The organism is Caulobacter sp. CCH9-E1 (assembly GCF_001556515.1).
Taxonomy (GTDB): Bacteria; Pseudomonadota; Alphaproteobacteria; order Caulobacterales; family Caulobacteraceae; genus Caulobacter.
The window spans coordinates 1-11,484 of record NZ_LSJA01000150.1 but is presented as its reverse complement, the minus strand read 5'-3'; the positions used below and the strand labels follow the sequence as shown (position 1 = coordinate 11,484).

The window sequence follows — 11,484 nt, the reverse complement described above, 5'->3', positions numbered from 1 at the left end:
GCGGGAGCCATCCTTACATCTCACGGCGAGACGATCGCTGGGCTGACCGGGTTGCTCAAGGACGACGCTTCGCGTCGCCGCGCGGCGGCCGGCCGGAGGCCGGTCCTTGACCAACCCGGTCAGCCCAGCACGCTCCAGCCTTCGAGAGATGTAAGGTTGGGTGCGCCCAGCGGAGGCAAATTAGAACTCTATCGGCAGGCCGTCTTCTTCCGTCGTGGGAAAGGCGCTGAAGGCTAAGGGCCTTAGGGTGCAGTTTTTCCTTAGGGAGCCCTCTAGCCGATAAAAGCGGGGGTTTTGGCTAAAGTCGAAAATCCGCATCAGGACGTACCCCGACTCTTCTTCGGAAGCCCGCACCTCACCCTCCGTCACAATGAAGGGTGCTGCATGTCCACCGTTAGTAGTTTTCACTTCGACAGCTAGCGGGTCGCCGTTGCGAGCGAAGGAGGCGATATCGTAGCCGAGCCCATCACCTTCTTTGTCGCTTATCCAAGTCACCCGTTCAGCCAAATCGGGCCTACCCGCTTCGACAAGTTCGAGTTTCAGCACTCGTAAAGCCCACTCCTCGCCGGCTTTACCAAGGCGGCGATTGCGCTCGTCCCGCACTGCAAAGTCCACGCGGACCGCCTTTCGCTCCTTTGCGGTGCGGGCAACTCGGATAACGGAAGGCGGTGGGACCTCAACGCCCGCGGGGGTGGATGGCGAAAGGCTGGCAGCTGAAAGAGGCGTATCAAACGCTTCCGGGCTTTCACGAACCCAATCATAAATGACCGCAGCGAGTAGTGTCTGCTTGTTGCCAAGCGGGCTAAAGCCTTTGACGAGCGGTAACTGAGCTTCAGCGAGAATAGCGGCTATGTTGCTGAATTTCCGGCTTATGGAACTTTCATTGCGCGTTGGTATCGCCGCCAGTGTCTGGCTAAAATCTCGCTTTCGCGAATAAGATCCCTCAATCTGCAGTCTATAGAGGCGAAAGTATTCGGAGACCACTGTTTGGACTTCCTGAAGCTTCCAATCGTCGGACTCCCTGTCGATCCCATCCACATGGAAACCAAGCATCGAGAGATGCCGCGCCGCTCCGGCTTTCCCGCCGGAGAACTGATCGTGCTTTAGGGGGCCTCGATCCGGATACTGATAGCCATACGCAACGCCTAAAATTGCTTTGCTCGCGTATGCCCGCCCTTCGTGGCGGAGGAAGTAGGTATCAGCTTCGCCGTATCCATACCGGTCAAGAAACGCCGTCTTGTCCCGGTCATATTCTTCCATCGCTTGAAGTACGGCGCGGCGACTGAGCAATTGCTTGTAGAGCGGCTGGATCTTCACCTCACCCCTCCGCCCGCGTCAGTTTCCACCTGATCTTCGCCCCCACCTCCGGGCGGACCTGGCTCTTGAGCACCACCTGGCCGGCCTTGCGCGCCAGGCCGTGGTCGAAGTGGGCCGACGGGGCGATCTCGACGTCGACGGCGTCGTTCCTCAGCCACCAGCCGATGTTGTTCGGGCCCCGGATCAGCACGCTCTTGCCGTCGCGGGCGATCGAGGCGCGGGCCTCGGGGTGCAGGTGGAAGCGCACGGCGAACGGCAGGTAGCGGCGCGGGCCTGACGCGGCGTCGAGGTCCTGGGCGGCCATGGGGGTCAGGCTGTCCTCGCCGCGCAGCTCGTCGGCGACGGCGTCGAGGAACAGGCGGCGGGTGTGGGTCAGGCCGACGTGGCGCCAGCCATCGTGGACGATGTCCAGCCACACCCCGCCGACGTCGTCGTGGCGCTGGGCCTCGACCTTGGTCGCGCCGTCGACCAGCCAGGGGCCCAGGGCCTTGGCGCGGAATCCGGACAGCGGCCGACCGGCCGAGCCGTCGCCGACCGAGACGGTCGAGGCCGCGTCGGACAGGCGGAAGGCGTGGGCGCCGGCGGCCTCGGGGCTCCAGCCGCAGCTGGTGATCAGCCGGTCCTTGGCGCACAGGATCTCGATGGCGGCCGGCTGGGCGCAGGCGGCGATCGACAGGAAGCCGGCGGCGGGCGAACCGCAGTCGGCGATGAGTTCGAGCGAGCCGCCGACCATCTTCTGGTAGCCGCTGTGCGGGGCGCTCATCAGGGGGCGCGGGCCGCTATCGTCATGGGCCAGGGCCGCGGCGATGCGGGTCGGGCCGACCGTCTCGCCGCCATGGAAGGCCGCCAGATGACCGTCGCCGAGGGTGAAGAAGCGTGTGGCGGTCGACAGGCGGTCGATGGCGCGGGCGGCGGCCTCGGGCGTCGGCTTGCCGCGCTGGCGCAGGGCGTCGTCGAGGGTCAGGAGGTCGAACAGGAGCTCGACCCCGGCCTCGGGCGAGCGGGTGGCGTGGCCGCCGTCGGGCAGGACGATGCGGTCGATGTGGCGGGCCAGGGCCTTGAGGCCCTTGTCGATCAGGGCCTCGCCCGGCTTGCCGGCCAGGACGCAGCCGGCGATCGTCACGGCGACGGCGCGCTCCAGGGCGCGGGCGGGGATCTTCCGGATCTCGGCCAGGTGCCGGGCCTGGCGGGCCAGGTCGCGGCGCAGGTCGGCGGCCTCGGCGTCGCTGGCCTCGGCGGCCAGGGGGCGGGCGGCGCAGGCCAGGTGGAAGACCCGCCGCTCCAGGCATTCCGGACCCCAGGAGAAGGCGTTCCACTTGCCGAACACCCGCCGCCAGTCGTCGATCAGGCGCAGGGCCCGGCGGGCGCCGTCGGGGCTGGCGGCGATCAGGTCGGGCAGCCAGTCGAAGCGGTGCAGGCTGACGGCGAAGCGGCGCGTGGGGCTGGCGGTGTCGAACGGGTCGCCCGCCTCGCCGATCCGCACGGAGCCGCCGTCCAGCGCCAAGGTCCCGGCCAGGATGCGGCGACCCTGTCCGGCGTTGGAGGGGCGCGGGTCGCGCGGATGGGCGGCCAGGGCCTCGACCTTGGGGCCGGAGAGAATGAGGCGATGCGGGCCCGAGCCGAACCACTCGTGCTCGATGTGGGTGGAAAGCTCGGCCGTCAGGGCCCGCCAAAAGACCCGGGCCCGCTTCCTGGCGGGAGGACGATAGCCGTTGGCGGAACGCTTGACGGCTGGAGCCAAGGGATCAGCCGCCCTTCAGCGCGCGGATGTTGGCGGCGTAGGCCTCGCGGCCGCCCTTGAACACCGCCGAGCCGGCGACGAGGGCGTCAGCCCCGGCGGCCACGCACTGCGGGGCGGTGACCGGGGTGACGCCGCCGTCGACCTCCAGCAGGATATCTAGCCCGGCCTTGTCGACCATCTTGCGCAGGGCCTCGACCTTGCGCAGCTGGCCGGGGATGAAGCTCTGGCCGCCGAAGCCGGGATTGACCGACATGACCAGCAAGAGGTCGACGTCCTCCAGGATCCACTCGACGTGGTCGATGCTGGTGGACGGGTTGAAGACGACGCCCGCCTTGGCGCCCAGCTCGCGGATCCGCTTCAGGGAGCGGTGCAGGTGCGGGCCGGCCTCGGGATGGATGCTGATGATGTCGGCTCCGGCGGCGCGGAAGGCCTCCAGATACGGGTCGGCCGGACTGATCATCAGGTGCACGTCAAACGGGATCTTGGCGTGCGGCCGGATCGCCCGAACGACGTCCGGACCCAGCGTGATGTTGGGCACGAAGTGGCCGTCCATCACGTCGACATGCACCCAGTCGGCGCCGGCCGCCTCGATGGCGGCGACTTCCTCGCCCAGGCGGGCGAAGTCGGAGGCGAGGATCGACGGGGCGATGAGCGGCGCGGTCATGACCCTGGGATAGCGGGCCCGAGTCGCTCTGTCATCCCGGACGGGACGCGTTAAGCGTAGAAATGGGGCGGCTTGGTCGCGGGCTCAGCTTGCCTTGCGAAACCGCGCGGCGAAGAAGCCGTCCTGGCCGCCGTCCAGCTGGTGCGGCAGCAGGCGCAGCGCGCCGCGCGCGGTCAGGCTGGCCCCAGGGAAACCTGCCGCGCCGCCTTCGCCCGGCTGAATCGGGTCCAGCGCCATGTCCGGGCGGCGGGCCAGGAAGGCCTCGACCTGGGCCTCGCCCTCCTCGGGCTCCAGCGAGCAGACGCAGTAGACGAGGCGCCCGCCGGGCTTGAGGCGGCCGGCGGCGCTGTCCAGGATGCGGGCCTGGACATTGGCGAGGCTGGCGACGTCGCCGGGCCGCGCGGCCCACAGCACGTCCGGATGGCGGCGGAAGGTGCCGGTGGCGCTGCACGGCGCGTCCAACAGGATGGCGTCGAAGGTCCGCGTGTCCTCCCAGGTCGCGCCGTCGGCGGCCACGACCTCGGCTTGGAGCCCGGTGCGGACTAGATTCTCCTCCAGACGCTTGAGGCGCGCGGCCGAGCGGTCGAGCGCGACGACGCTCGCCCCGGCGGCCGCCAGCTGCAGGGTCTTGCCGCCGGGCGCGGCGCAGAGGTCGAGCACGGCCTCGCCAGCCTTGACGTCCAGCAGGCGGGCGGGGACGGCGGCGGCGGCGTCCTGCACCCACCAGCTCCCGTCCTCGAAGCCCGGCCAGGCGGCGACGTCGCCCTTGCGGCGCAGGCGCAAGGTCCCGCCGGGCAGGACCTCGCCCTCAAGCGTCTCGGCCAGAGCCGCCGCGTCGGCGCCGGGCTTGAGGGACAGGTCGGTGGCGGGCTCCAGGGCGATCTGGGCGGCGATCTGGCGCGCCGTGGCCTCGCCGAACGCGGCGACCCAGCGCGAATAGAGCCAGGGTGGGGCCAGCAGGGTGGGATCGTCGCTCGGCGGGGCGTCGCGCAGCAGGCCGCGCAGCACGGCGTTGACCAGGCCCTTGAACGGACGGCTGGCCTTGTTGGCGCCGGCCAGCTCGACCGAGGTCGCCACGGCGGCGAAGGCCGGGACCTCCAGGTGGAAGGCCTGGGCCGCGCCGAGGCGCAGCAGGTGCATGACGCGGTCCGGCGGGGCCTTCTGCAGGCGGGCGGCCAGGGCGCGGTCGATGGGGCCGAGGTGCCGCAGCACGGCCATGGCCAGGGCGCGGGCGAAGGCCCGTTCGCGCGGCTCCAGGAAGCGGAAGCCGTTGGCCGAGGCGGCCTCGTCGAGGCCGCCGCGCCGCGACAGGGCCGCGTCGATCAGGGTCAGGGCGGCCTCCCGGGCGGGGAGGCCGTCGTTCAGTTCTTGAGTCACCGCCCCGCCGTGCCAAGAGGCGCGCCCGAGCGCAAGCGGATTCGACGCGGCTGGGCCCTAGGCGGTCTTCGCCAGGGCGTGGAACAGGCCCCGGATCGCCGTGACGCCGAACACGAAGAAGCCGAGGACGACCAGCAACGAGCCCGCCGCGATCATCGGCTCGAACACCGCCGAAGGCCCGGCCTGGCCCAGATACATGAACAGCCCCGGGATCATCAGCAGCACGCCCAGATTCGAGATGGCGAAGTTCGCCGCCTTGACCTTGTTCGACACGCCCTGGCCGAGCGTGGCGTAGAAGGTTCCCATCATCGCCAGGCTGAGCCAGCCCAGCAGATTGAGGTGGGCGTGGGCCGAATAGGTGGCGTGGTTCTTGGTCATCCCCATCGCCAGGCCCCAGCAGACTCCGACCATGGCGTAGAAGGCGGCCGACGCGAAGAAGGCGTGGGGCCAGCGGCTGCGGCTCATCTCTAAATTACCTCGGTATTCGAACGCGGTTATCTTGGAGGCGGGGTTGAACAGCATGTGACTGGCGGCTTCAACCGTCATGATGTTAAACCTTTGTCATGTCTGATCTTCCCGCCGCCCCTTCCGATGCTCCTGAGGTTCCCGGAGCCGCGCCCGGCAAGGCTTTGAGCCCCGCCGCCCGCCGCGCCCTCGAGGAAGCCGCCGCCCGCCGCGCGGCCGAGGAAGCGTTGTCGCTCCCTCCCGAACAGGGCGGCCGCGACGGTCCGGAACCAACTCGCTTCGGCGACTGGGAGAAAAAGGGCGTGGCGGTCGACTTCTAGGCGTTCGGCCGGCTCTCACGGGAAGACGCTAGACGCGCTCGACGCGGCTAGGCGAAAGTCCAGCTCGGACGCGGCGATTGATCTTGTCTTGTCCTGAAATCTAGAGTTGGCGGATCGGACAGCGTCATGTCGCGCGATGGCTTCATCGGATTGACTCAGGCCGAGGCGGACCGACGTCTCGCCGAGTTTGGCCCCAACGCCCTGCCGCGCGCCGCCGGGCGAGGCCTGGCCGGGATCCTGCTCGACACGCTTCGCGAGCCGATGTTCCTGCTGCTGATCGGGGCCGCCGGCCTCTATCTGGTGCTGGGCGACCTGGGCGAGGGCCTGTTCCTGATGGCGGGCGCCGTGGCGACCATCGGACTGGTGGTGCTGCAAGAAGCGCGCAGCGAGCGGGCGCTGTCGGCCCTGCGCGATCTGTCCCAGCCCTATGCGCGGGTGGTGCGCGACGGGGTCGAGGCGCGGCTGGCGGCGCGGGACCTGGTTCCGGGCGACATCATCCTGATCGGCGAGGGCGAGCGGCTGCCGGCCGACGGCGTGCTGGTCGGCGGCGATGTGCTGAGCGTCGATGAGTCGGCCCTGACCGGCGAGTCCGCGCCGGTCTCCAAGCGCCCGTTGATCGATGGGGAGGCGATCGACGCCGACGTCCAGCCTGGCGCCGAGGCCGGGCCCTATCTTTTCTCGGGCGCCCTGGTCGTGCGCGGCCAGGCCGTGGCCCAGGTCGAAAGAACTGGCGCGAGGACGGCGCTGGGCCGCATCGGGGTCTCGTTGGCCGCGATCGTTCATCAGCCGACGCCGCTGCAAAAGACCGCCGGGCGACTGGTGACGCTGCTGGGCGCCCTGGCCATCGCCTTCTGCGCGGTCGTGGCCGTCGCCTATGGCCTGCTGCGCGGAGACTGGATCGGCGGCGTCCTGGCGGGCGTCACCGTCGCGATCGCGCTGATCCCCGAGGAATTCCCGATGGTGCTGGCCGTCTTCCTGGCGCTCGGCGCCGGACGCCTGGCGCGGCGGAAGGTGCTGGTGCGACGCAGCGCGGTGATCGAGGCGCTGGGCGGCGCGTCGTTTCTCTGCGTCGACAAGACCGGCACCCTGACCGAGAACCGGATGCGCGTGGCGCGGGTTTGGACGCCGGGCGAGGACTGGGCGGTCAGCGCCGACACCCCTCCGCCCGATTCGTCCCGCCACTGCCTGCGCGTGGCCGGACTGGCCTGCGCCGTTCGTCCCGTCGATCCGATGGACAAGGCCGTGCGGGCGTTGCTGGACGGCCCCGAGCCCGAGACGCCAGAGGGGCCCGAACGGACCTGGCCTCTGCGTCCCGAGCGCATGGCCATGGTCCAGGCCTGGCGCCAGCCCGAGGACCAGTGGCGCATCGCCGCCAAGGGCGCCCCCGAGGCGATCTTCCGGCTATGCCGATTGACGGAGGCCGAGATCGGCGGCCTGGTCCCCGTCGTGGAGCGGTTCGCCCGGCAAGGCCTGCGAGTCCTCGCCGTGGCGTCCTGCATGACGGCCGGGCCGCTGTCCGACTTTCCAGAGGACATGCGCTTCACCTTCGAAGGGCTGATCGGCTTCCTGGACCCCGTGCGCGAGGACGTTCCGGCGGCCTTGAAAGAGGCTCAAGCGGCGGGGATATCCGTGGTCATGATCACGGGCGATCATCCGGCCACCGCCCTGGCGGTCGCCGAGGCGGCCGGGCTGGACGCTTCGGGCGGGGTGCTGATCGGCCCCGAGATCGCCGCGCTCGACGACGCGGCCTTGGCCGCGCGGCTGCGCCACACGCGCCTCTTCGCCCGCATCACGCCGGACCAGAAGCTGCGGATCGTCCAGGCCCTGAAGGCCGCCGGGCAGGTCGTGGCCATGACCGGCGACGGCGTCAATGACGCGCCGGCCTTGGAGGCGGCCCATATCGGCATCGCCATGGGCCAGAAGGGAACCGACGTCGCGCGCGAGGCCGCCGACCTCGTCATTATGGATGACAGTTTCGCCTCGATCGTGGGCGGGGTGCGGCTGGGACGACGGATCTTCGCGAACCTGCGCAAGGCGCTTGTCTATGTCACGGCCATCCACGTCCCGATCGCTGGCGTGGCCCTCATTCCGATCGTGCTGGGCCTGCCGCCGCTGCTCTATCCGATGCACGTGGTGTTTCTGGAGCTGTTGATCGATCCCGTCTGCGCCATGGTGTTCGAGGCCGAGCCCGCCAGCGCGCACGCCATGCGGCATCCGCCGCGGCGACGGGACGAGCCGCTGTTCGGGCCCAGCCAGGTAGGCTTGGCCCTGATGCAGGGGGCCGGCGTCCTGGCCGCCGTGCTGGGGACCTATGTCTGGGCGCTGGGCCATGCGCCGGAGAGCCAGGCGCGCGGCGCGGCCTTCCTGACCTTGGTGGCGGGCAATCTGGCCCTGGCCCTGGCCGACGCCTCGTCTTCGGGCGGCCGGCTGTTTTCGCCTCATCGCAGGATCTACTGGACGATCACCGCGGCGGCGTCCGGCGCCCTGGTCCTGATCTTCGCCGTCCCGACCCTGGCCGCCATTTTCAAGGTCGCGCCGCCGTCGCCAGGCCTGCTGTTCGCGGCCCTGGGGCTGGCGCTGGTCGGCGGCGGCTGGTTCGGCCCTGTTCGCGCGCTAAAGCGCGCTAGGTTGAGGCGTGCGCGGTCAAACCGCCCAAACGCGCTCTAAGTCCATGAAATAGAGCCCCCCGACTCAGATCCCCGCGATCTCTTCGATCACCTTCAGCGCCGCTTCGCGCGGATCGTTCGCCGCCGTGATCGGGCGGCCACAGACCAGGTGGCTGGCGCCGGCGCGGATGGCGGCTTCGGGGGTGGCGGCGCGGGCCTGGTCGTTCTTGGCCGACCAGAAGGGGCGCACGCCAGGCGTCACGATCAGGAAGTCGGGCTTCCCCGCCGTCTTGGCGATCTCGCGGGCGAGACCGGCCTCGTGCGGCGAGGAGACGATGCCGTCGACGCCGCACTCAAGCGCCTGGCGCACGCGGCGCTCCACGAGGTCCCGGGCGCTGAAGGCGTAGCCCATCTCGATCAGGTCGGCGTCGGTCAGGCTGGTCAGCACGGTGACGGCCAGGATCTTCAGCGAGGAGTCGCCGCGCGCCTGGACCGCCGCCTTCATCACCTGGGGCTCGGCGTGGACGGTCAGGAGGTCGCAGCCGCTCTGCGCGAGCACGCGGGCCGAGCGCTCGACCGTGGCGCCGATGTCGTGGAGTTTCCAGTCAAGGAAGATCGACTTGCCGCTGGCCTTCAGCTCGCGGGCCAGGGCCATGCCGTCGCTGGCCAGCAGCTCCAGGCCGATCTTGTAGAAGCCGACCGCGTCGCCCAGGCGCTCGACCATGTCGCGGGCTTCGTCGACGGTGGGCAGGTCGAGCGGCACGATCAGGCGCGGGTCGGCGGTCATATTCTAGTCCCCGGGGTTGGCGCGCGTCACCGTCCGCTCTAGGACAGAGCCAAGCTTGGGCGCGATCTGAAAGGTAGGGACGTCGAATGACCGAGGCCAAACTCGCCGTCAACTTCTTCGTCGCGCTGTTCGCCCTGATCGATCCGATCGGCAACGTGCCGCTGTTCGCCGCCGCCACCCTGGGCGCGGCGGCGGCGGGGCGGCGGATGGTGGCCGTCTATATCGGCCTGTTCATGACCGCGTTCCTGATCTTCTTCTATTTCACGGGCGTCGGGCTCTTGGCCTTCTTCGGCATTTCGATGCCAGCCTTCCGGATCGCCGGCGGCATCATCCTGTTCATTCTCGGCCTGGACATGGTGCGCGACGACTTCACCACCATGTTCGCCGACGCGGCCGAGGGGCTGGAGGACCAGTCGCCCCGCGCCTACGCCAAGAAGCGCTTCGAGCGCCTGATCGTGCCGTTCGCCATGCCGCTGCTGATCGGCCCGGGCGCGATCTCGACCGTGATCATCTACGCCGCCGAGGCCAAGCCGCTGGGCTTGGCCGGGGCCGGCATCGGGGTGGCGGTGATCGCCGCCGTCTCGCTGGTCGTCGTGGCCGCCTTCTGGGCCGCGCCGCTGATCAGCCGGGTCCTAGGCCGGATCGGCATGAGCATCGTGGTGCGGGTGCTGGGCCTGATCCTCTGCGCCCTGGCGGTGCAGTTCGTGATCGTCGGCGTCGGCGACGCGACGCGCGGCCTGGTCCGCGCCGACGCCAAGGCGCCCTACGCCGCGAACCATAAGTAGGCGCCTGCACTGGACAGGCCTGGGAGACGGGGCCCATATCCCCCGTCATGCGCGCTTACGATGCCGATGTGATCATCGCGGGCGCCGGCATGGCCGGCGCCACCCTGGCCCTGGCCCTGAAGTCCGGCGGCCTCAAGCCCCTGCTGGTCGATCCCCAGCCGTTCGACGCCCAGCTGGCGCCAAGCTTTGACGGGCGCAGCTCGGCCATCGCCTATTCCTCGTTCCGCCAGTGGCGGGCGATCGGCGCGGGCGAGAGCCTGGAGCCGCACGCCCAGCGCATCGAGCAGATCCTGGTCACTGACGGCCGCACGCCCGGCGCGGCGGCGCGCAAGCCGTCGGCCTCGTTCCTGCGCTTTGATTCCGGCGAGATCTCCGGCCGCATCGAGGGTGAGCCCCTGGGCTACCTGGTCGAGAACCGCCAGATCCGCGCGGCGCTGTCCAAGGCCGTGATCGAGAAGGACATCCCGGTCATCGCGCCGATGTCCGCCCAGAACCTCGAAGTCACCGACGGCGCGGCGCGCCTGATCCTGTCCGACGGTCGGGCCCTGACCGCTCCGCTGGCCGTCAGCGCCGAGGGGCGCGGCTCTGTCCTGCGCCAGGCGGCCGGCATCGGCCATATCGGCTGGGGCTATAGCCAGAGCGGCGTCGTCTGCACCGTCAAGCTGGAGCGCCCGCACGAAGGCGTCGCCCACGAATACTTCCTGCCCAGCGGCCCGTTCGCCATCCTGCCCCTGACCGAGCAGCGGGCCAGCCTCGTCTGGACCGAGAGCACCGCGCGGGGCGAGGCCCTGCGCCACGCCTCGCCGGAGATGTTTCACGCCCACCTGATGCGCCGGTTCGGCGATTTCTTGGGGACCGTCGAGGTGGTGGGGCCGACCTTCGTCTATCCGCTGTCGCTGCTGCTGGCCGAGCGCATGACCGCGCCGCGCCTGGCCTTGATCGGCGACGCCGCCCACGGGGTGCACCCGATCGCGGGACAGGGGCTGAACCTGGGTCTCAAGGACGCCGCGGCCCTGGCCGAGGTGCTGGTCGAGGCGGTGCGCAACGGCGAGGACATCGGCGCCGAGGCCGTGCTGGAGCGCTACGCCCGCTGGCGGCGGTTCGACACCGTCACCAACGCCCTGGCCTTCGACGCCTTCGTGCGGATCTTCTCGAACGACAACCCACTACTGCGCGTGGCGCGCGGCGCCGGCCTGGCGGTGGTCAACCGCATCGCCCCGGCGCGGCGGTTCTTCATGCACGAGGCCGGCGGCGGGGTGGGCGATCTGCCGAAGCTGCTGCGGGGCGTGGCGCTGTAGGGCGCCAGATCCTCCCCCGCCATGCGGGGGAGGTGGCCCAGAGGGCCGGAGGGGGCGAGCTGAACGTTGGCCGCGTTAGCCCCCTCAGTCGCTCCGCGACAGCTCCCCCGCATCGCGGGGGAGC

The 11,484-nt window shown here is 70.1% G+C and carries 11 protein-coding genes; 5 read left to right on the top strand and 6 right to left on the bottom strand.

Features of this window, described 5'->3' with window-relative positions:
• Positions 1-17: 17 nt before the first annotated feature.
• Positions 18-110, top strand: coding sequence for a hypothetical protein (locus tag AX690_RS22850; protein WP_156449624.1), 93 nt, complete (start codon positions 18-20; stop codon positions 108-110).
• A 70-nt stretch (positions 111-180) separates the two neighbouring features.
• Here the strand turns inward: AX690_RS22850 and AX690_RS22225 are convergent, their stop codons facing one another.
• The 5 genes from AX690_RS22225 to AX690_RS09890 all read right to left on the bottom strand — a co-directional run bounded on the left by AX690_RS22225 (position 181) and on the right by AX690_RS09890 (position 5,645).
• Positions 181-1,317, bottom strand: coding sequence for a DUF3883 domain-containing protein (locus AX690_RS22225; protein WP_082769598.1), 1,137 nt, complete (start codon positions 1,315-1,317; stop codon positions 181-183).
• A 1-nt stretch (position 1,318) separates the two neighbouring features.
• The gene (locus tag AX690_RS09905; RefSeq protein ID WP_066687351.1) at positions 1,319-3,058 is read right to left on the bottom strand and encodes a heparinase II/III family protein; all 1,740 of its coding nucleotides are present in this window, start codon (positions 3,056-3,058) and stop codon (positions 1,319-1,321) included.
• 4 nt (positions 3,059-3,062) lie between these two features.
• Complete coding sequence (gene rpe, locus AX690_RS09900) at positions 3,063-3,722, bottom strand: ribulose-phosphate 3-epimerase (protein ID WP_066687354.1); 660 nt, start codon at positions 3,720-3,722, stop codon at positions 3,063-3,065.
• An 84-nt stretch (positions 3,723-3,806) separates the two neighbouring features.
• Positions 3,807-5,099 (bottom strand): RsmB/NOP family class I SAM-dependent RNA methyltransferase, encoded by a 1,293-nt coding sequence (locus tag AX690_RS09895; protein WP_066687357.1) that lies wholly within the window; start codon positions 5,097-5,099, stop codon positions 3,807-3,809.
• 57 nt (positions 5,100-5,156) lie between these two features.
• Complete coding sequence (locus tag AX690_RS09890) at positions 5,157-5,645, bottom strand: hypothetical protein (RefSeq protein ID WP_066687360.1); 489 nt, start codon at positions 5,643-5,645, stop codon at positions 5,157-5,159.
• 17 nt (positions 5,646-5,662) lie between these two features.
• On the opposite strand from AX690_RS09890, the gene AX690_RS09885 reads away from it, so the two are divergent.
• The gene (locus tag AX690_RS09885) at positions 5,663-5,884 is read left to right on the top strand and encodes a DUF1674 domain-containing protein (protein WP_066687362.1); all 222 of its coding nucleotides are present in this window, start codon (positions 5,663-5,665) and stop codon (positions 5,882-5,884) included.
• Between the two features lie 126 nt (positions 5,885-6,010).
• Positions 6,011-8,551 carry a cation-translocating P-type ATPase gene (locus AX690_RS09880; protein ID WP_066687364.1) on the top strand — a complete coding sequence of 847 codons (2,541 nt, stop codon included), beginning with the start codon at positions 6,011-6,013 and terminating at the stop codon, positions 8,549-8,551.
• 24 nt (positions 8,552-8,575) lie between these two features.
• On the opposite strand, the gene pyrF is transcribed toward AX690_RS09880, so the two are convergent.
• Positions 8,576-9,277, bottom strand: coding sequence for an orotidine-5'-phosphate decarboxylase (gene pyrF / locus AX690_RS09875; RefSeq protein ID WP_066687366.1), 702 nt, complete (start codon positions 9,275-9,277; stop codon positions 8,576-8,578).
• An 86-nt stretch (positions 9,278-9,363) separates the two neighbouring features.
• Here pyrF and AX690_RS09870 point away from each other — a divergent pair, with 86 nt between their 5' ends.
• Both AX690_RS09870 and AX690_RS09865 read left to right on the top strand, forming a co-directional pair.
• On the top strand, positions 9,364-10,062 hold the full coding sequence (locus tag AX690_RS09870; RefSeq protein ID WP_066687374.1) for a MarC family protein: 699 nt from the start codon (positions 9,364-9,366) through the stop codon (positions 10,060-10,062).
• A gap of 47 nt (positions 10,063-10,109) precedes the next feature.
• Positions 10,110-11,360: a UbiH/UbiF/VisC/COQ6 family ubiquinone biosynthesis hydroxylase gene (locus tag AX690_RS09865; protein WP_066687380.1), complete on the top strand. Its 1,251-nt coding sequence runs from the start codon at positions 10,110-10,112 to the stop codon at positions 11,358-11,360.
• The last annotated feature ends 124 nt before the right edge of the window (positions 11,361-11,484 follow it).

Excerpts from the sequence above, each read along its gene's own strand:
- rpe (WP_066687354.1), bottom strand. The coding sequence starts at position 3,722 with ATGACCGCGCCGCTCATCGCCCCGTCGATCCTCGCCTCCGACTTCGCC.
- AX690_RS09890 (WP_066687360.1), bottom strand. The coding sequence starts at position 5,645 with ATGACGGTTGAAGCCGCCAGTCACATGCTGTTCAACCCCGCCTCCAAG.
- AX690_RS09885 (WP_066687362.1), top strand. The coding sequence starts at position 5,663 with ATGTCTGATCTTCCCGCCGCCCCTTCCGATGCTCCTGAGGTTCCCGGA.
- AX690_RS09880 (WP_066687364.1), top strand. The coding sequence starts at position 6,011 with ATGTCGCGCGATGGCTTCATCGGATTGACTCAGGCCGAGGCGGACCGA.
- pyrF (WP_066687366.1), bottom strand. The coding sequence starts at position 9,277 with ATGACCGCCGACCCGCGCCTGATCGTGCCGCTCGACCTGCCCACCGTC.
- AX690_RS09870 (WP_066687374.1), top strand. The coding sequence starts at position 9,364 with ATGACCGAGGCCAAACTCGCCGTCAACTTCTTCGTCGCGCTGTTCGCC.
- AX690_RS09865 (WP_066687380.1), top strand. The coding sequence starts at position 10,110 with ATGCGCGCTTACGATGCCGATGTGATCATCGCGGGCGCCGGCATGGCC.